This is a genomic window from Ahrensia marina, from assembly GCF_001293565.1.
GTDB lineage: Bacteria > Pseudomonadota > Alphaproteobacteria > Rhizobiales > Rhizobiaceae > Ahrensia > Ahrensia marina.
This window is the reverse complement of record NZ_JXMU01000003.1, coordinates 133,807-154,290: the sequence shown is the minus strand read 5'-3', so window position 1 is coordinate 154,290 and position 20,484 is coordinate 133,807. Positions and strand designations below refer to the sequence as shown.

At 51.7% G+C, this 20,484-nt stretch carries 17 protein-coding genes; 9 read left to right on the top strand and 8 right to left on the bottom strand.

Features of this window, described 5'->3' with window-relative positions; translation table 11 throughout:
* Window positions 1-40 precede the first annotated feature (40 nt).
* From SU32_RS03610 to fumC, 7 genes are all read left to right on the top strand, one after another.
* Window positions 41-1,051 (top strand): ABC transporter permease subunit, encoded by a 1,011-nt coding sequence (locus tag SU32_RS03610; RefSeq protein WP_053997973.1) that lies wholly within the window; start codon window positions 41-43, stop codon window positions 1,049-1,051.
* A gap of 2 nt (window positions 1,052-1,053) precedes the next feature.
* Window positions 1,054-1,962: an ABC transporter permease subunit gene (locus SU32_RS03605; RefSeq protein WP_053997972.1), complete on the top strand. Its 909-nt coding sequence runs from the start codon at window positions 1,054-1,056 to the stop codon at window positions 1,960-1,962.
* A gap of 2 nt (window positions 1,963-1,964) precedes the next feature.
* Window positions 1,965-2,954, top strand: coding sequence for an ABC transporter ATP-binding protein (locus SU32_RS03600; protein WP_053997971.1), 990 nt, complete (start codon window positions 1,965-1,967; stop codon window positions 2,952-2,954).
* The gene (locus tag SU32_RS03595; protein ID WP_053997970.1) at window positions 2,954-3,919 is read left to right on the top strand and encodes an ABC transporter ATP-binding protein; all 966 of its coding nucleotides are present in this window, start codon (window positions 2,954-2,956) and stop codon (window positions 3,917-3,919) included. Before SU32_RS03600 ends, SU32_RS03595 begins: the two co-directional genes overlap by 1 nt.
* Window positions 3,920-4,239: 320 nt before the next feature.
* Complete coding sequence (purU, locus tag SU32_RS03590; protein WP_053997969.1) at window positions 4,240-5,124, top strand: formyltetrahydrofolate deformylase; 885 nt, start codon at window positions 4,240-4,242, stop codon at window positions 5,122-5,124.
* Between the two features lie 146 nt (window positions 5,125-5,270).
* Window positions 5,271-7,100, top strand: coding sequence for a dihydroxy-acid dehydratase (gene ilvD, locus SU32_RS03585; RefSeq protein WP_053997968.1), 1,830 nt, complete (start codon window positions 5,271-5,273; stop codon window positions 7,098-7,100).
* 161 nt (window positions 7,101-7,261) lie between these two features.
* A complete protein-coding gene (gene fumC, locus SU32_RS03580; protein ID WP_053997967.1) occupies window positions 7,262-8,662 on the top strand; it encodes a class II fumarate hydratase in 1,401 nt (466 codons plus the stop codon).
* On the opposite strand, the gene SU32_RS03575 is transcribed toward fumC, so the two are convergent.
* Complete coding sequence (locus SU32_RS03575; protein WP_053997966.1) at window positions 8,659-9,552, bottom strand: LysR family transcriptional regulator; 894 nt, start codon at window positions 9,550-9,552, stop codon at window positions 8,659-8,661. The genes fumC and SU32_RS03575 overlap by 4 nt on opposite strands.
* Window positions 9,553-9,650: 98 nt before the next feature.
* Here SU32_RS03575 and SU32_RS03570 point away from each other — a divergent pair, with 98 nt between their 5' ends.
* A complete protein-coding gene (locus tag SU32_RS03570; protein WP_053997965.1) occupies window positions 9,651-11,147 on the top strand; it encodes a CoA-acylating methylmalonate-semialdehyde dehydrogenase in 1,497 nt (498 codons plus the stop codon).
* Window positions 11,148-11,216: 69 nt separating this feature from the next.
* On the opposite strand, the gene SU32_RS03565 is transcribed toward SU32_RS03570, so the two are convergent.
* From SU32_RS03565 to SU32_RS03535, 7 genes are read right to left on the bottom strand one after another with little or no spacing between them, the layout of a single operon-like run.
* A complete protein-coding gene (locus SU32_RS03565) occupies window positions 11,217-12,671 on the bottom strand; it encodes an NAD-dependent succinate-semialdehyde dehydrogenase (RefSeq protein WP_053997964.1) in 1,455 nt (484 codons plus the stop codon).
* Between the two features lie 50 nt (window positions 12,672-12,721).
* Window positions 12,722-14,173 carry an FAD-binding oxidoreductase gene (locus SU32_RS03560; protein ID WP_211097669.1) on the bottom strand — a complete coding sequence of 484 codons (1,452 nt, stop codon included), beginning with the start codon at window positions 14,171-14,173 and terminating at the stop codon, window positions 12,722-12,724.
* Window positions 14,174-14,182: 9 nt separating this feature from the next.
* Window positions 14,183-15,670: a tripartite tricarboxylate transporter permease gene (locus SU32_RS03555; RefSeq protein WP_053997962.1), complete on the bottom strand. Its 1,488-nt coding sequence runs from the start codon at window positions 15,668-15,670 to the stop codon at window positions 14,183-14,185.
* Between the two features lie 16 nt (window positions 15,671-15,686).
* On the bottom strand, window positions 15,687-16,139 hold the full coding sequence (locus tag SU32_RS03550) for a tripartite tricarboxylate transporter TctB family protein (protein ID WP_053997961.1): 453 nt from the start codon (window positions 16,137-16,139) through the stop codon (window positions 15,687-15,689).
* Window positions 16,140-16,148: 9 nt separating this feature from the next.
* Window positions 16,149-17,117: a Bug family tripartite tricarboxylate transporter substrate binding protein gene (locus tag SU32_RS03545; protein ID WP_053997960.1), complete on the bottom strand. Its 969-nt coding sequence runs from the start codon at window positions 17,115-17,117 to the stop codon at window positions 16,149-16,151.
* 23 nt (window positions 17,118-17,140) lie between these two features.
* Entirely contained in the window at window positions 17,141-17,902 is a 762-nt protein-coding gene (locus tag SU32_RS03540) for an HpcH/HpaI aldolase family protein (protein ID WP_053997959.1), read from the bottom strand.
* Window positions 17,902-19,620 (bottom strand): IlvD/Edd family dehydratase, encoded by a 1,719-nt coding sequence (locus SU32_RS03535; protein ID WP_053997958.1) that lies wholly within the window; start codon window positions 19,618-19,620, stop codon window positions 17,902-17,904. Before SU32_RS03535 ends, SU32_RS03540 begins: the two co-directional genes overlap by 1 nt.
* 139 nt (window positions 19,621-19,759) lie before the next feature.
* Between SU32_RS03535 and SU32_RS03530 the strand changes: the two genes are divergently transcribed.
* The gene (locus SU32_RS03530; RefSeq protein ID WP_144421023.1) at window positions 19,760-20,431 is read left to right on the top strand and encodes a GntR family transcriptional regulator; all 672 of its coding nucleotides are present in this window, start codon (window positions 19,760-19,762) and stop codon (window positions 20,429-20,431) included.
* Window positions 20,432-20,484 lie beyond the last annotated feature (53 nt).

Below are 20,484 nucleotides of genomic sequence, written 5' to 3'. Positions count from 1 at the left end.
TTTACCTTTTCGGTAAGGCGCGGTTCAAATTAAGCTGCTCATGTTTGGTTTTCTACTAAAACGCTTTGGCTTGCTCATCCCCACCTTTCTGGGTGTGACCCTAGCCGCCTTCTCATTTGTTCGTATTTTGCCCGGCGACCCTGTATTGTTGATGGCCGGCGAGCGTGGCGTAACTCCTGAACGCCATGCCCAACTGCTCGAACAGTTTGGCTTTGATAGACCGCTCTACGTTCAATATTTTGATTATCTTTTCTCCGCGCTTCGCGGCGATTTGGGCCAGTCTCTGGTTACAAAAAGACCTGTTTGGGACGAGTTCTTCACGCTCTTCCCCGCTACCTTCGAACTCTCTATCTGCGCGATAATATTTGCCCTTGTCATTGGACTGCCCATTGGCATGCTCGCAGCAATCAAGCGCGGTACATGGTTTGATCAATCATTGATGGGCGCCGCTCTGGTCGGTTATTCAATGCCGATCTTCTGGTGGGGCTTGTTACTGATTATCCTGTTCTCCGGCACGCTCGGTTGGACACCCGTATCAGGGCGGATTTCACTGCTTTACTACTTCCCGAATGTGACCGGCCTGATGTTGGTCGACTCGTTATTGTCGGGCCAAAAAGGCGCATTCGCTTCAGCAGTATCCCATCTGATATTGCCGACGATCGTACTGGGTACGATACCGCTTGCGGTTATTGCCCGCCAAACACGGTCTGCAATGCTCGAGGTGCTCAATGAGGACTATGTGCGCACCGCCCGTGCAAAAGGCTTGTCAGCGAAACGTGTCATCGGTGTTCACGCACTACGCAACGCCATGATCCCCGTGATTACGACCATTGGTCTGCAGGTTGGCGTTCTAATGGCCGGTGCGATTTTGACCGAAACAATCTTCTCCTGGCCAGGTATTGGCAAGTGGTTGATTGATTCCATTTCGCGGCGCGACTACCCGTCCGTGCAAGGAGGACTATTGATGATCGCTGTCATTATTATGTTCGTAAACCTCGTCGTTGATCTCCTCTACGGTCTGATCAACCCACGTATCCGGCATAAGGGTTAGTCATGACAGATCAAGTTATATCCACAGATCCAGAAGTAAATGACGCCCCCCAGTCCGGTCTGGCAAGCTTCTGGTTTTACTTTTCCGAAAACAAAGGTGCCGTTGTCGGTCTTTGTTTCTTCGTGGCCATTTGTTTAATTGCGGTGTTTGCAGATTTCGTTGCTCCGCATGCGCCGAACCAGCAATACCGTGATTTCTTCCTGGTGCCTCCGGTCTGGCAGGAAGGCGGAAGCTGGCAGTTCATACTCGGCACCGATGCTGTTGGCCGCGATATGTTATCGCGTCTGATCCACGGTAGCCGCTTCTCGCTGTTTGTCGGCATCATTGTGGTTGTTGGCGCCGTTACCGTTGGCGTGACCATCGGCCTCATTGTTGGCTATGTCGGCGGCGCGCTTGATACGCTTGTTATGCGGTTGATGGACATCATTCTTGCATTTCCAAGCCTTTTGCTTGCGCTTGTTCTTGTGGCTGTTTTAGGCCCAAGTCTGACCAATGCGATTATCGCCATCGCGATTATCCAGCAGCCTCATTATGTTCGTCTGACCAGAGCGGCGGTGCTTGGGGAACGTGAAAAGGATTATGTTACGGCGGCACGTCTTGCCGGTGTCGGCCCGATCAGGCTGATGTTCCGCACAATCCTGCCAAACTGTATGGCACCTCTTATCGTTCAGGCGGCATTGTCATTCTCAACGGCTATCCTCGACGCGGCGGCGCTCGGTTTTCTTGGCATGGGCGCACAGCCCCCTACCCCGGAATGGGGAACGATGCTTGCCGAAGCACGCGAGTTCATCTTGCGCGCATGGTGGGTGGTAACGCTGCCCGGTCTTGCAATTCTCATGACCGTTCTTGCTATCAATCTGATGGGTGATGGTCTTCGTGACGCACTTGATCCAAAATTGAAGAGGTCCTGATTATGGCACTTCTTGAAATAGAAAATCTCAGCGTGGCATTTGCCACATCAGGCGGCACCTTCCGTGCCGTCGACAAACTGTCTTTGTCGGTACAATCGAATGACATCTTGGCTATCGTCGGTGAATCCGGTTCCGGCAAATCAGTTGCCATGATGGCGGTAATGGGTCTTTTGCCTTGGACTGCCAAGGTAACTGCTGACAAGCTTAACTTCAATGGAATAGACTTGCTGAACTTGAATGCGCGTATGCGTAAAAAGGTTATCGGCAAAGACATCGCCATGATCTTTCAGGAGCCGATGTCCAGCTTGAACCCGTGCTTTACTGTCGGGTTTCAGCTCGCCGAGGCATTGCGCGTCCATCTGGGTATGAACCGTGCCGAACGGCGCAAGCGTTCAATTGAGCTGCTTGAACTCGTCGGTATTCCTGCCCCTGAAAAACGTTTGTCCGCCTTTCCGCACCAGCTCTCGGGCGGTATGAGCCAGCGCGTTATGATCGCAATGGCTATTTCATGCAACCCCAAGCTGCTGATTGCCGATGAGCCGACCACCGCGCTTGATGTGACAATTCAGGCGCAGATTCTGGATTTGCTCGTATCGCTTCAATCCGAAACGGATATGGGACTGGTGCTTATCACCCATGATATGGGCGTTGTTGCAGAAACTGCGGACCGTGTCGTTGTTCAATATGCCGGTCAGAAAGCGGAAGAACAGCCTGTGAAAAAGCTATTCGCAGAACCGCATCACCCTTACACCTCAGCATTGCTGGCAGCTTTACCCGAACGCGCTACGTCGCAAATTCTGCCATCGATTCCGGGGGTTGTGCCGGGCCAGTTTGACCGCCCGAAAGGATGCCTGTTCTCACCGCGCTGTGCATATGCAACCGATCTGTGCCGTACCGTTGAACCAAAGCGCGCCGAGGCCGCTCTCGGACATGCGCTCTGCCATTATCCGCTGGTTGATGGCGAACCGACTAAAAATCAAAAGGTATCGTGATGAGTGATATTGTTTTACGCGCACGCGACTTGAAAAAACACTACAGTGTCGGCGGCGGCCTTTTAAAGCCCTCCAACACTGTCAAAGCGCTTGATGGCGTTTCCTTCGATCTGGAACGAAACAAAACGCTGGCTGTCGTTGGTGAATCCGGTTGCGGAAAATCCACACTCGCCCGCCTGGTCACCATGATTGAAGAACCAACCGACGGTTCACTCCAAATCAAGGATACCGAGCTTGCCGGTGCCTCTGTGGAGGCGCGCAAAGCGCTGCGGCCGAAGGTACAGATTGTGTTCCAGAACCCTTATGGTTCGCTCAATCCGCGCCAGCAGATTGGTGATGCGCTCACAGAGCCGCTATCAATGAATACAGATTTGCCAAAAGCGGAAAAGCGCGACCGTGCCAAAGATATGATGGCGGCCGTGGGCCTTCGTCCGGAGCACTATGACCGTTATCCGCACATGTTTTCCGGCGGACAGCGCCAACGAATCGCTATTGCACGCGCCTTGATGCTCGATCCAGAAATCTTGGTGCTTGATGAACCGGTATCAGCGCTTGATGTGTCCATTCAGGCGCAGGTGCTCAACGTATTGAGCGAGTTACAAGAGAAGCTCAATCTTGCTTATCTCTTCATCTCGCACGATTTGTCTGTGGTGAAGCACATTGCTGACGATGTGATGGTGATGTATCTGGGCAAGCCGGTGGAAAAAGCATCGCGTGACGAGCTATTTAGCGAACCGCGCCATCCTTATACAAGAGCGCTGCTATCCGCGACACCGATTCCGGATCCGACACGGGAAAAAAACCGCGAAGTGCTGAAAGGTGAACTACCCTCACCGATCAACCCGCCTTCGGGCTGTACGTTTCATCCGCGCTGCCCGAAAGTGTTCGAGCCTTGTGCTGATAAAGTGCCGCTTTTGGAAGGCTCCAACAATCGCAAGGTCGCTTGTCACCTTTATACTGAATAGAATAATCGCGGCACCACGTGCTGACAGCATTTATCAAGTGGTGCCGCGATTTCCTTCTACCATTCAATGCCTCATAAGGTGCGCTCCCTTGCGACACTTTGCGATGCGTCACATCTCCACGAATGTGTAAACTGGCACAACTGCACACCCATAGTTGAAGAAAATGGCCCTATCGCTCATTGCGTTTTACTGGGATGAACAGGCACTGAAGACCTGACATAACGCTTGAAACTGAACTCCCAAGCGGTAAACAGGCCTTGCTGATTCCAAAACGAGACAACCGCCGCGTTGTCCATGCGCCATAACCGGGGTGACCTTTCATGAACAATCTGATTTTGACGGTACGCTGCGAGAGTAAACGCGGTATTGTTGCTGCAATTGCCGGCTTTCTGGCCGATATGGGCTGCAATATCGTCGATAGCGCCCAATTTGATGATCTGGCCAATCAGGCATTTTTTATGCGCACCTCATTTGTGCCGGAAACCGGTGCAAAGCTTGATGAGCTTCGTCAGGCTTTTGAAGCAGTTGCGCAAAAACACGGTCTCGAATTCGAGTTTTTTGATCCGGCCAACAAAGTCAAAACGATCATAATGGTCTCCCGCTTTGGTCATTGTCTCAATGATATTTTGTACCGCTGGCGTATCGGCGCTTTGCCAATTGATATTGTAGCGGTTGTATCCAATCACCGTGATTATGAAAAACTGGTCATGGATAATGATCTGCCGTTCCATCACATCGCCATAAAGGATGGCAATAAGGAAGCAGCCGAAGGCGAGTTAATGAAGCTGGTTGAAACGACCGGTGCTGAACTGGTAGTTCTTGCCCGCTATATGCAAGTGCTTTCAGATGCGCTTTGTCAGAAAATGTCAGGCAGGATTATCAATATCCATCATTCTTTCCTGCCAAGCTTTAAAGGTGCAAACCCTTACAAGCAGGCGTTTCAGCGCGGTGTGAAACTTATTGGTGCTACAGCGCACTATGTCACGGCTGATCTGGATGAAGGCCCGATTATCGAGCAGGATACGGCACGGGTAACGCATGCACAGAGCGCATCGGATTATGTGGCGATCGGACGCGACGTTGAATGTCAGGTGCTATCACGGGCAATCCATGCGCATGTGCAGCACCGTACATGTTTAAGCGGAAACCGTGTTATTGTATTCCCGGCAAGTCCGGGTGCTTACGCGTCAGAACGTATGGGGTAATTGCCTTTGCGGCACACCTTATGCAATGACATCCAGCACCGTGCCATCATGTGAACACTTGCTGGTGATCGAACACTTGTAAGCAAAACCTGCCTTGTGCTGAACTTTGCCTTGTGGTTTTTGTCTTTGTAATAAGGAGATACAAAATGCCCGCTTACAAATCGAGAACGTCCACGCATGGCCGCAATATGGCCGGAGCGCGTGCTTTATGGCGCGCAACCGGTATGGGAGATGACGATTTCGGCAAACCGATCATCGCCATCTGCAATTCCTTTACACAGTTTGTGCCCGGCCATGTCCATTTGAAAGACCTTGGTCAATTGGTCGCCCGCGAAGTTGAAAAAGCCGGCGGCGTTGCAAAAGAGTTTAACACGATTGCTGTCGATGACGGCATCGCGATGGGGCATGACGGCATGCTTTATTCGCTGCCTTCACGCGAAATTATCGCTGATTCCATCGAATATATGGTCAATGGCCATTGTGCCGATGCGATGGTGTGTATTTCCAACTGTGACAAGATCACACCCGGTATGCTTATGGCGGCATTGCGCCTGAACATCCCTGTCGTGTTTGTTTCCGGCGGGCCGATGGAAGCCGGTAAGGTTGTGCTTGGTGAAGATGAACATGCGCTTGACCTTGTTGATGCAATGGTTGCAGCGGCCGATGATAATGTTTCGCAGGAGGATCTGGACAGAATTGAACGTTCTGCCTGCCCGACATGCGGCTCCTGCTCCGGTATGTTCACAGCGAACTCCATGAACTGTCTGACAGAAGCGCTCGGTCTGTCCTTGCCCGGCAATGGTTCAACACTGGCAACCCACGCCGACCGTGAACGTTTGTTCCTTGAGGCAGGCCGCCTTGTGGTTGAACTTGCACGCCGCTACTATGAAAACGATGAAGAGCAGGTTCTTCCGCGCAACATCGCGACGTTTGAAGCGTTTCAAAATGCGATGACGCTCGACATTGCGATGGGTGGCTCAACCAATACCGTGCTTCACTTGCTTGCCGCCGCCCATGAAGGCGAAGTCGACTTTAAAATGTCGGATATTGATGCGTTATCCCGCAAGGTTCCGGTATTGTGCAAGGTCGCACCGGCTAAGGCCGATGTTCACATGGAAGACGTGCACCGCGCAGGCGGTATCATGTCAATTCTGGGTGAGCTTGACCGCGCAGGTTTGCTTGATACGTCTGTCGGCTCTGTTCATTCCACCAGTCTGGCGGAAGCGCTTGATCAGTGGGATGTGATGCGCAACAAGGATGCGCGCGTTGATGAATTCTACCGCGCCGCACCGGGCGGTGTTCCATCGCAAACCGCGTTTTCCCAGTCACGGCGCTATACCGAACTTGATACAGATCGCGAAGAAGGCGTTATTCGCGATGCAGAGCATGCATTCTCACAAGATGGTGGTCTTGCCGTTCTGTTTGGCAACCTTGCCGAAGAAGGCTGTATCGTGAAAACAGCCGGTGTGGATGAATCAATTTTGAAATTCTCCGGCCCTGCCCATATTTTTGAAAGTCAGGACGATTCCGTCTCCGGCATTTTGACCGGCAAGGTCAAAGAGGGTGAAGTTGTGCTGATCCGTTATGAAGGACCGCGCGGTGGCCCTGGTATGCAGGAAATGCTGTATCCGACATCCTACCTTAAATCGAAGGGTCTTGGAAAAGCATGTGCGCTTGTCACTGACGGACGTTTCTCCGGTGGTTCATCAGGTCTGTCGATCGGACATGTTTCACCTGAGGCGGCGGAAGGTGGTTTGATTGGTCTTGTCGAGCAAGGCGACCTGATCGAAATTGATATTCCGAACAGAACAATCAACCTTGCCGTTGACGATGCCGTTCTTGCCGAAAGACGTATCGCGCGTGAAAAAGAAGGCTGGCAGCCGGCCAAACAACGCAGACGCAAGATCACAACGGCGCTAAAAGCCTATGCTGCTTTAACAACGTCCGCCGCCAAGGGCGCTGTACGCCAGGTCTAAAACGGGCGTTTCATTCAGCATTTTTATGCTCTCACACTATGCAGGCTTTGCCCCGTTCGGGGCAGAGTCTTTATTGAGCCTACCGGCGAAGCTCTAAAATATCTCTGACCTGCCACATTGCTTCTGTTAGGCTGAACGCTAATGACGCAGAGGAGATCGCAATGCAAAAAGAGACCCGCACTGAATCAGACTCTTTTGGCTCTTTAGAAATACCGCATTATAAATATTACGGTGCCCAAACGGCGCGCTCATTGCATAATTTTCCTATCGGTACGGAAAAAATGCCGCGCCCGGTCATTCATGCTCTGGGCATTATCAAACAGGCAGCAGCCCGTGTGAACGCCGTGCAGGGTAAGCTTGATCCCAAGATAGCCAATGCAATTGTAAAAGCTTCGGGCGAAGTTATTGACGGTGTGCTGGATGATCATTTTCCGCTGGTTGTCTGGCAAACCGGCTCCGGCACACAAACCAATATGAATGCCAATGAAGTGATTTCCAACCGTGCGATTGAACTTCTGGGCGGTAAAATCGGCTCCAAAGATCCGGTTCATCCCAACGATCATTGCAATATGAGTCAGTCGTCAAACGATACTTTTCCGACGGCAATGCATATCGCGGCTGTCCGTGAAATTGACCGCACACTTATACCGGCCCTTACGCATTTGCATTCAGCGCTGCAAGCAAAGTCTGAAATATGGGCTGATATTGTCAAAATCGGCCGCACACATACGCAGGACGCAACGCCGCTTACGCTTGGTCAGGAGTTTAGTGGTTATGCCGCGCAGGTTAAAGCCGGTATTGAACGCGTCAAGCGAACATTGGACGGCCTTTATGAACTGGCACAAGGCGGCACAGCTGTCGGCACAGGGCTCAACACGGTTGAAGGTTTTGCAGAAGGATTTGCCAAGGAAATTGCCAATATTACCGGCCTTCCCTTTAAGACCGCTGCCAATAAATTTGAGGCTTTGGCTGCGCATGACGCCTATGTTTTTACACATGGGGCGCTCAACAGTGTGGCAATGTCACTGTTCAAGATCGCCAATGATATCCGTTTTTTAGGTTCTGGCCCGCGCTCAGGACTGGGTGAGCTATCCTTGCCGGAAAACGAGCCCGGGTCCTCCATTATGCCGGGAAAGGTCAATCCCACACAATGCGAAGCCTTAACGATGGTGTGCGCGCAAATTCACGGCAACAATGCAACAATGTCTTTTGCCGGTAGTCAGGGGCATTTTGAACTTAATGTTTACAAGCCGCTTATGGCCAATACGATGATGCAATCTATTGCTTTGCTGGCAGATGCCGCGCGAAGCTTCACAGACCGCTGTGTCGTTGGCATTGAACCAAACCGCGACAACATTCAGAACCTGATGGAACGCTCGCTCATGCTCGTCACGGCACTTGCGCCAAAAATCGGTTATGACAATGCCACTGAGGTTGCAAAAAACGCCCACAAAAATGGCACGACTTTAAAAGAAGAAGCCATACGATTGGGCTATGTCACAGCAGAAGAGTTCGATGCTTTGGTAAAGCCTGAAGAAATGACAAAGCCGTCATCCAACTAGTTTATAGGACGTTCAAACGGTATTGCACTTCGCTCGATCTGGCTTCTTAAAAAATCTGTACCGGCTTTAATCCGCGCGATACCGTGCAGGTCTTCATGATGGGCCATCCAATAAGAGCGCGTGACGCGCAATTCAGGCAAAACAGGAATCAAACTGTCATTACCGGCAGCCAGATAGTCGTGCAAAATACCGATACCGGCCCCTGCCCTGACAGCCTCCATCTGTCCGGTAGCGCTTGATATTTCCAAAGACGATTTCCATTTACTGAAAAATTCCGTCTCAAATGCCAACTCAGGCGAGTAAACCAAATCCGAAACATAACCGATCAGGCGGTGGTTTGATAAATCGGCCTGATTTTCAGGCATCGAATACGCACTCAGATAATCCGCACTTGCGTAAAGGCTAAGCGAATAATCAGTCAGTTTCTGTGCGATCAGCCTGCCTGTTTTGGGCTGCCCGATAACAATGGCAATATCCGCCTCACGCTGCGAAAGCGAAAACATGCGCGGGACCGGAACCAGCTGGACATTGAGTTGCGGGTGATTACGGATCAGCCCATCTATACGTGGCGCTAAAAAAGACACACCAAACCCGTCCGGTGTACCAATACGCAATGTCCCCGAAACCTGAGGAGAATCAACTTTCAACTCCGCCTGCGCTTGCAGATAGCCAGCTTCAACGATCTCAAGCGCGCGCAAAAGTTTCTCGCCTTCAGGGGTTAACTGGCAGCCATTGGTTCTCCGGATTAGAAGGCTAACGCCGAGCGACTTTTCAAAACCAGCCATACGCCGGCTTAACGTGGCCTGATTGATCCCAAGCGCTTTCGAAGCGGCAAGCATCTGCTCCGCTCTGGCAATTGCCAAAAATAAACGGCCGTCATCCCAATTCATTCATCACTCTTTATGCGTTTTTGCATAACAAATTTGATTATTATCAAATTTCAATGAGTTTTTCCACATGCAATATTCGCTTCAAAGGAGAAAGATTCATGAAAACGATTTCGCATTACATTGATGGAAAATCATTTACAGGAACGTCAGAGCGCAACCAACCTGTGTTCAACCCTGCAACGGGCCAAAGCACCTCACAGGTAACGCTCGGCACCGCGCAGGACTTGGATACTGCTGTCGCCGCGGCAAAACGTGAATTTCCGGCCTGGTCAAACATGCCGGCGCTACGCCGTGCACGCATCCTCGACCGTTTCAAGAATATTTTATGGGAGCGAATGGATGAACTGGCCGAAGCGATTACGACAGAACATGGCAAAACCTTCGATGATGCCAAAGGCGAAGTCACACGCGGCCTGGAAGTCGTCGAATTTGCGACCGCCGCCCCCACGCTTCTAAAGGGTGATTTTTCCGAGAATGTCGGCACCGGTGTTGACAGCTACAACACGCGGCAGGCGCTAGGTGTCGTCGCCGGTATTACACCGTTTAACTTTCCGGCCATGGTGCCGATGTGGATGTTCCCCGTGGCCCTTGCCTGCGGCAACACCTTTATTTTGAAACCTTCGGAACGCGATCCTTCCGCGTCCTTGCTTATTGCTCAATGGCTCACTGAAGCCGGTCTGCCTGACGGCGTTTTCAATGTTGTTCAAGGTGATAAAGAAGTCGTAGACGCAATTCTTGAGCACCCTGATGTCAAGGCGATCTCATTTGTAGGTTCAACCCCGATCGCAAAACATATCTACATAACCGGCATTACCAATGGCAAACGTGTTCAGGCGCTGGGCGGTGCTAAAAACCACGCTATCATTATGCCTGATGCCGATATGGATATGGCGGCCAATGCGATTATGGGTGCAGCTTACGGCTCGGCCGGTGAACGCTGCATGGCGATCTCCGTTGTTGTCCCTGTCGGCAAAGGCACCGGTGATAAAATCGTTGCGGCGCTAAAACCAAAAGTCGAAGCACTGCAGGTTGGTCCGGGCCTTGATTCAGAAAGCGAAATGGGTCCGCTTGTCACAAAACAGCATCAGGAAAAGGTTCTATCCTATATTGATGAAGGGGAAGCAGCAGGCGCAAACCTTGTCGTTGACGGGCGCGGTTTCAAGCAAACCAAACAAGGCTATGAAGACGGCTATTATGTCGGCGGCACTCTGCTTGATAATGTAACCAGCGATATGTCCGTTTACCGCGATGAAATCTTCGGGCCGGTTCTTTCGGTTGTACGCAAAGATACATTCGCCGATGCTGTGGACCTTATTCATAGCCATGAATATGCAAATGGTACGGCAATCTTTACACGTGATGGCGATGCTGCGCGTAATTTTGCTCAGAACATTGAAGTCGGCATGGTTGGTGTTAACGTGCCAATTCCGGTGCCAATGGCATTCCACTCATTTGGCGGCTGGAAAGCGTCTATCTTTGGGGATCACGCCATGCATGGCGCGGAAGGTGTGCGGTTCTATACCCGCATAAAAACCACAACAACACGTTGGCCGACAGCACTGGATGCTGAATTTAAAATGCCAACGCTGGGTTAAGAAAAACAGAGATCAAACTTTATGGCCGCATCGTCAATTTAACGGTGCGGCCAAGGTTTATTCATTCAATCAGTCGTGCAACCCACCGATACACGCATATTTGGTATCGAGATATTCATCCAGACCTTGCGCGCCGCCTTCGCTGCCGATGCCTGATTCCTTCATGCCGCCAAACGGTGCTTCAACAGTGGTAATGATGCCCTCATTGACGCCGACCAGACCATATTTGAGCGAGCGGATGACGCGGTGCGTGCGTGCCAAATCTTTCGTGTAGAAGTAACTTGCCAAACCAAAATCCGTATCATTGGCCATTTGAATGGCTTCATCTTCTGATTCAAACTTTATCACGGCAGATACAGGGCCAAATATTTCTTCACTCGCTATGCGCATATTCGGTGTAACATCCGCGATAACGGTGGGTTGGAAAAACGTGCCGCCCAATGCGTGACGTCCGCCGCCGGTGACGATGCGTCCGCCGTTTTGCTTCGTATCAGCAACAAGCTCTTCGACTTTTTCAGCAGCAGATTCATCGACCAACGGGCCTTGCTGAACGCCGTCTTTCGTACCGTCGCCAACCTTTAAATCATCGGACGCTTTAGCGAGCTTTTCAATAAATTCGTCGTAGATAGCTGCCTGAACAAAGAACCTGTTTGTACAGACGCAGGTCTGACCTGAATTACGATATTTTGCCATCATCGCGCCCTCGACAGCGCGGTCGATATCGGCATCATCAAAGACGATAAACGGCGCATTTCCGCCGAGTTCCATTGATACTTTTTTGACAGTATCGGCGGCCTGTTTCATCAGAACTTTTCCAACCTCTGTTGAGCCGGTAAATGTAATCTTGCGGACGGTTGGATTGCATGTCAGCTCTTTACCGATCTTTGAAGCACTGCCCGTAACAATATTGATCACGCCGGATGGCAAACCTGCTTTTTCGGCAATAACACCCCAAGCCAAAGCGGAAAAAGGTGTCAACGAAGCTGGTTTGACAACTGATGTACATCCGGCAGCGATGGCAGGTCCGATCTTACGCGCGAGCATTGAAGATGGGAAATTCCAAGGTGTAATCGCACCCACAACGCCCACCGGCTCTTTGGTCACCTGAATCTGTCTGTCAGCCCAAGGTGACGGGACGATCGTGCCATAGGCACGTCTTGCTTCTTCGGCAAACCATAGAAGGTAAGCTGCGCCTATCGCAATCTCCCCCTTTGCTTCCGCTAAGGGCTTGCCCTGTTCGGTTGTCAGAATAAGCGCCAATTGCTCCTGATTTTCGAGCATGACATCATGCATCTTGCGCAAGATACCCGCGCGCTCATTGGCTGTTGTCAGTTTGAATGACTGGAATGCCTCCTGCGCAGCAGAGATCGCTTTCGCTGTTTCTTCCTCGCCATTGTCTGGCACCGTTCCAATGACAGACCCATCTGCCGGGTTGTAGATGGTTAAACACTTATCCTCATCCACCGCCGTCCACTGGCCGCCGATAAGGTTACCTTGTTTAAAAAAATCACCAAATTCAGTCATGTCTTCACTTTCAGATAAATTGTTTGAATTTAATCGGCTCGAACCCTGCTTTAGAAAAACACGCCGGGGTTCATGATATTATGAGGATCTAGGGCAGATTTAATTTGTTTCATCGCCAAAATTTTTGCTGCGTTTCCATAACGCTCCAAATCAGCGACTTTCAGCCTGCCAATTCCGTGTTCAGCACTAATGGAGCCATGACAGGCGGCAGTCGTCTCATTGATACACATGCGGATGGCTTCAATTTTTTCGGCCTGTGTTTTGAGCATTTCCTGCTTGTTCATGCCGTCCGGCGGGAATACATTACAATGGATGTTGCCGTCACCAACATGGCCGTAACAGTTTACCGTCAACGCCGGATCGATCGCATTGATTGCCGCAAAAGTTTTATCAATAAAGTTTCCGATCTGGCTGATTGGCACCGATGTATCGCTGTTGCAGATCGCGCCTGCGAGCCGGTTTGCTTCCGGCATCATTTCACGAAGCCGCCAGAGTGCTTCCTGCTGTGCGTATGATTCAGCGATGACCGCATCCAGCACCAAACCGCTTTCGAATGCATTGCCCAATGCGCCTTCCAGATTGTCACGTAAACCTTTGTCACCGGCGGCTTCAATCAACACGTACCACTCAAACGCGCTGCCGAGCGGCTGTCTTTCTTCGGGAAATTTTTCCTGCAAAACCTGCAGTCCGATATTGCTCAAAAGCTCGAATGCCGAAAGCACATCGCCAAGCTCCATGCGTAGCTGTCGCAATAGGGTAACGGCATCTTCCGGCTTTGATATACCGCAAAACACGGTCGTTGTTTCAGGGTTTTTCGGTTTTAATTGCAGTGTGGCAGCCGTGATAATGCCAAGGGTGCCTTCGCTTCCGATCAGCAAATGCCGCAAATCATATCCGGTGTTGTTTTTACGCAAAGGAGACAATTCGCTTAATACTGATCCGTCGGGTAAAACAGCTTCGATGCCTATACACAGGTCACGCGCATTACCGTATCGCAGCACCTGAATACCACCTGCATTTGTGGCGAGGTTTCCGCCTATCTGACAACTGCCTTCCGATGCCATGCTCAACGGAAACATCATACCGACTTCATCAGCAGCACTTTGAATATCGGCAAGCACGCAGCCTGCTTCAACGATGATAGCGCCATCCTCAAGCGCCAGATCACGTATGGCGTTCATGCGCTCCATTGAGAGCAAGACATAGTCTTGATCTTCTGTCGAAAGCTGGCCCGCAACGACGCCCGTGCCACCGCTATACGGCACAATGCGAATTTGGTTTTTCGCGCACAACGATACGATTTGCGCGACCTGCTGTGTTGATTTCGGCAAGAGAACCAGCTGGCTTAACCCGTGAAAACGGTCACGCGGATCCTCCAGATAACGGGCGATGTCCTGACCTTCGCGCCAACCGCCTTCCCCGACGATTTCTTTCAGTTCATCGAGCATGACGGATTTGTGCTCCACATCTTGTGCGCCTGTTTCCTGTAAAGTTGGTGACAAGTTTACCGGTCATTTCGCTTGGCCCTTTGATGATCTTTCAGCGTAAAGCGGCCAAGCAATTGCAACGCCTGCAGCTGCAAACAACACCAAGGCAAGAGGGCTCGAAAGAAACGGCCAGAAGCTGCCGTCCGTCAAAATGAGGCCCTGACGCAAAGAGACTTCAAATTTTGGTCCGAGAACCAAGCCGATAACAACCGGTGCAAGCGGAACACCGAAAAGACGCAGTAGAAATCCGAGGACACCCGCTGCCAGCATCACATAGAGATCAAAGACGTTGCCGCGCACGCCATATGAACCGAGAATACTCAGCAAGATGACCGACATCATCAAAAGCGCTTCAGGCAAGCGCAGAACCAAAGCAAATATCCGAGCCGAAGCAAATGCCAGAACGAACATGACGAGGTTCGCTAAAAACAGTGCCATAAAGGCGGCATAAACGATTTGCGGGTTGTCGGCCATCAGCCGCACGCCAGGCGTTACACCGTTTACAACAAGTGCGGTAAGCATTACGGCCGTTACCGCATCGCCGGGAATCCCCAATGCGAGTGCAGGCACGAGCGCACTGCCGGTAACGGCATTGTTGGCGCTTTCAGGCGCAATAATGCCATCTGCTTCGCCGTTGCCCATTTCGTCTTTACGCGGTGACGAGCGCTTTGTTTCCGCATAGGCGATAAAGGCAGCGGTTGCTGCGCCTGTTCCGGGCAAAACACCGATCACAGAACCAAGTCCGGAGCTTTTGAGCAGAACGCTCCACCGTCCTTTTAACGCTTTCAGGCCCGGCAAAATCATACCTGTATAGCGGATGATGCGCGCCTGTGCTTTTTGGGGCTCGGAAGCGCGTACAAAAACCTCCGACAAAGCAAACAAGCCAACGACCACGGGAATAACGTCAAAGCCAGCGGATAGAGCAAAAATATCGAAAGTGTAACGCATATCGCCGGTCAGAGGATCTGAGCCAATCACAGCCACAAACAGACCGATAATTCCAGCAAGCAGTCCTTTGGCAAGCGATCCTCTGGAAACAGAGGCAATACAGGTCAAGGCAAGGACAATCAGCGCGCAAATCTCAATCGGACCAAAGTTCAATGCCAGGGCCGCGAGTTGCGGCGCGGCAAAAATAAGAACCAGACAGGAAAAGACACCGCCAAAAACACTGGCAAATGTTGCCCAGCCCAGCGCCTTGTCCGCATTGCCTTTTACAGCCATCGGGTAACCGTCAAGCGTTGTCGCGGCTGCTTGCGGTGTTCCGGGTGTATTAATCAGGATGGCAGAGATAGAGCCACCATAAACAGAGCCGCAATAAACCGCCAACAGAAGTGCAATCGATGGGACCTGTCCCAGCGAATAGGTGAATGGCAAGCATATGGTAACAGCAATCACAGAGCCCAAGCCGGGTAAAGCGCCGGCAACAATACCAAAGGCAGTGCCGATGACCAGCGTTGCAAACACAAGCGGGTCAAGAACAAGCCAGAATGATTCTGAAAGAATATCAATCATGTGAAATTACCGATCATCATGTCAGCCGCCAGCGCGGTAATGGAATTCCAAGCGCTTGATCGAATAACCACCATGTAAAGATGGCAGACAAAGCAGCGATTGCGATGAGAATGACCAAGCGGCGGTAGCCGAGCAGCCAGCCACAGGCAAAGGCAAGCGGTCCGGCAACACCAATATAGCCCAGCCACCGCATCGCCCAGATTGAAACGGCCACGGCAGCGATCATACCAAGAGGTTCCTGCCAGCGGTGCGTGTTCTCTTTAAAGTTAACCGGCGAGCGGATCGCTTTAATGAGAATAACTACCCCCAGCAAGATCCATAGCCCCAGCAATATACGCGGGAAGAAAACCGGATTAACAGGTGATCCGATTCCCATCGCCGCATATCGCGCTGCAAAGCTATGCGCAAAAAGGGCGCCGCCCAGAAGTAACAGGGCGAGCGCAAATATTATATTTGGAGTTCTATTCAATTTAACCGCCTATTTTGAAAGGCCGGCATCTTTAAGAATTTGACCGTTCTTTTCGAATTCAGAATCCACGAAGCTGCCGAAAGTTGCAGAGTCCATATATTCAACATTTGTCGAGGTTGATTCCGTTACCTTTGTGAAGTTCGGTCCTTTTGTTGCTTCGCCGCAGGCAGCAGAAAGTTTTTCAACAACATCGGCCGGCGTGCCTTTTGGCGCAACAATTCCAACCCAAATAGAGAAATTAAGCGGGTGGCCCAACTCCTTCATCGTCGGCACATCGGGCAGACCTTCAATACGTTCATCGGTAAAACTGGCCAATGCTTTGACGTCGTAGCGTGAAAGAACGAGCGGTGGATCAGCAAAGAACTGAATTGTACCCGATGCCATCGAGCGCATACCGTCGGCGGTTCCGCTATCAGGCAGGTGTTTTGCCTCCACATCGAGAGCACCCATTGTCGCAGCCATTGCAAGGTGAGGCAATGTACCGGGGCCAGCTGATCCATAGACATATTTGCCCGGATTTGCCGAAAGTTCTGTTTTCACATCTTCCACGGAATTGAAAGGTGAGTCTTTTGACACAAGCAAAACCATAGGGTTTTTGGTGATGTTGCAGACATATTCCCAGCTGTCTTTGTCATATGGCAAGTCACGCAAATGCGGCTGCGTTGTCAAAGGACCGATTGGTATAACGCCTAGCGAATAGCCGTCTGCTTCAGACGCCGCAACTTCGGCAGTACCGATTGTACCGGCAGCGCCCGCCGTGTTTTTCACAACGATCTCACCGCCAAGTGCTTCGGCAAAATCTGCCTGAAAAGCACGGGCCACCGCATCGGTGTTACCACCGGCACCAAAGGGAACAATCAATGTAACCGGTCTTTCCGGATACTCGGCCATTGCCGATGTCACACCGCTTGCAACCATGGTTGCGGCACCGACCGCAATTGCGGCGGTTGTCGTCAAAAGTTTCTTCAAGTTAGTCATGTCGTCTCCTCCTCTTATATTCGTTACTTGCCGCGAATCTCCTCAAGAGTCGCCCGCGCGGCGCGGGTCAACATCGCAATGTCATTGCTGATTGGAACAAAATCGAAGCCCATATCCAAAAGCCGCTTCGCCATATCGATATTGAGCGCCAAGGCACCGATCGGCTTTCCGGCGGTATGGGCACGCTTGGCGCAATCTTCCATTATTTTCATTATGTCTTCGGACGCACCCTGCCCCATACGGCCCATCGCTGCGGATAGATCGCCAGGTCCTACAAACACCGCATCAATGCCATCAACGGCAAGTATATCGTCCAGCGCATCAACGGCTGCGGGTGTTTCAATTTGCGCGACCAGCAAAACATTCTTATTGGCATCTGCTGAATAGGATACATTGGCACCAAAACGGCTGGCGCGGTGCATGACAGCAACCCCGCGATTGCCTTCAGGTGCGTATCTGGTTGAGCGGACAAGTGCCCGCGCCTGATCCGCACTGTTAATCATCGGCACCATGAGTGACGTCGCGCCGACATCCATGAACTGCTTGATCATAGTCGGATTGTCATCAGCAAGGCGAACCAAAGGCGGGCACGGTGTTCCTGCAACAGCCTGCAAAGAGTGCAATCCGCCCATAGCGGAAAGTGGCGTGTGCTCGGCATCAATCACAATAAGATCGTAATCGCACCATGCCATTGCCTCGGCGACGAGCGGGCTGCCAAACATCGTCCAACATCCAACCAGCGAACGCTTGCGTGCCAAAAGCGTTTCTTTGAGTTCATTCGTCATTAAAATATCTCCGGTTCCTGAACGGGACGCCCATCAGCAAGTAAAAAGTCAAAATCGCACCCGTCTTCCGCCTGCCCCACATGGGCTACATAAAGTGCAGACCAGCCACGGCTCGGCGCTTCTGGCGGCTGCCATTTTTCGCGCCGCGCGCTTAATTCATTGTCGTCAACAAGGAGATCGAGCCGGCCGCTCTCGACGTCAAGCGCTATGCGGTCACCCGTTTCAATCAAAGCAAGAGGTCCGCCAACGGCGCTTTCAGGTGAAACATGAAGAATACATGTTCCATAGTGCGTGCCGCTCATGCGCGAGTCTGAAATGCGTACGATGTCTTTCACGCCCTTTTCCAACAGCGGCTTCGGAATAGGCAAATTACCCCATTCCGGCATTCCGGGTGCGCCTACAGGTCCGCCACCGCGCAGCACCAAGACATCGTCTTTGCTGATATTTTCATGGTCGATGCGTGCGGCCATATCGGCAGGACCATCGAAAACAACCGCACGGCCTTCATGCTTCATAAGCTCTGCGCTGGCTGAACTTGGCTTGATAACCGCACCGCCCGGCGCAAGGCTTCCCTTGACAACGGCAAGCGCAGGACGCTCGGTCACAGGATTATCTACCGGACGGATGACCTCATCATTCCACACCTGCGCGCCTTCAATCGCTGATCTAAGACTGTTACCGTCTACTCCAATCGTATCCAGATCAAGCCATTCACGAACGCGGCTCAACAATGCCCGCATCCCGCCTGCATCGTGAAAGTCCTGCATCATATGGGAGCCGTGCGGGAACAAATCCGCCAGCACAGGCACACCTTTGCCCGCCGCGACCAGATCGGTCAGCTTGTATTTGGTCAGGCCAGCGCGGCGCGCCATGGCGATCAGGTGGATTGCGGCATTGGTTGAACCGCCAAGCGCCATCAGCGCCACGGCGGCATTATTGAAATGCGCTTCGGTCAACAATTCGGACAGCGGCAAGCCATGCAATGCCAGACGGGTTGCCACTTCCCCTGCCTGTGCGGCCATGCGCGGGTGTGCGCTATCGACGGCAGGAATTGAAGCTGCGCCCGGCAGTGCCAAACCCATGGCTTCGACGATGCATGTCATTGTCGAGGCTGTACCCATAGTCTGGCATGTGCCCGGCGACCGCGTCATAGCCGTTTCGAGATCAAGCCAGTCATTTTCCGTAATTTCGCCTTTACGGCGCTCATCCCAATATTTTTTTGTATGTGTACCAGCCCCGACAGCACGCCCCTTAAAGCTGCCCGACATCATCGGTCCTGCCGGTATAAAAACGGCAGGTATATCAGCAGAGGTTGCGCCCATTATCAGGCCGGGTGTGGTCTTGTCACATCCGCCGAGCAGCACTGCGGCATCAATCGGATGCGCGCGCAAAAGCTCTTCCGTTTCTATAGCCAGTAGATTGCGGTAAAGCATGGTCGTCGGCTTTACGAGCACTTCACCTAGCGAGAATGTCGGCAGTTCGACCGGAAAGCCGCCTGCCCGCAATACGCCGCGTTTCACATCTTCAGCACGCTGGCGAAGGTGCTGGTGGCATGTCGCCAAGTCGGAATGTGTATTGATAATGCCAACAACCGGCTTCCCCATAAAATCTTCGCGGCGATAGCCCATTTGAAGACTTCTCTGGCGATGCGCGAATCCGCGGATGCTGTCCTGCTCAAACCAGCGGGCGGATCGAAGGGTACGCTGTTTACCGGTCATGCGCACCGCCCATACACTCTATACCAAGCGGCAATTGCGTGTTCAGCAACATCAAGGTAAACATCTCCTACACATTAGCATCTAATCTATGAAATCTGATATACCAGATATCATTATTTGACAACAGGGGAATTGAACAGTGAAGCTAGATCGCCTTAACCGACCGGAATCATTAGCAGAAATGGCGTCACGAGAGCTTCGCAACGCGATCGTGGACGGACGTTTAAAGCTGGGCGATCATGTTTCTGAGCTTCGTCTTTCCGAGATGCTGGGCATAAGCAAGACGCCTGTGCGCGAAGCATTGCTTAATCTCAAACGAGAAGGCTTGGTGAAAATCGACCCGCAAAAAGCAACATCCATCTTCCATATTGATGAAAATGAAATAGAGGCTATCCGCACATTTCGTGAGTTGCTTGAGATCGAAGCAGTGAAAAACGCATTCAAAGGGGACCGCGACGCTTTTGCAGGCGAAATCGGTGATGTCGTTACAAAAATGCGCATGGCATTGGAAGCCGGAGACCGTGCGGAGTATCGGGTGCTGGACTCCGAGTTTCATGACATCATATTGAAATATGGCTCAAACCCTTATCTTATCGATGCATATAAATTGATAGCCACGAAGATCGGCGCTCTGCGGACACGGGCACAGGATTCAGATGTCGTTGTCAACAACTCACTCCAAATGCACGCCAAACTGCACGAACTGATTGGCCGCAATAATGTTGAGAAGTTTTGCGAACTACTCCGACTGCACATCAACAATACCGGCGATGATTACATGAAGTGGCTGAGTGCCCAGCAGGAATTATAGTCGACTAAATTACGGATTAATCAGCCGCAACCGCACGGTACAGAATCGCGCCT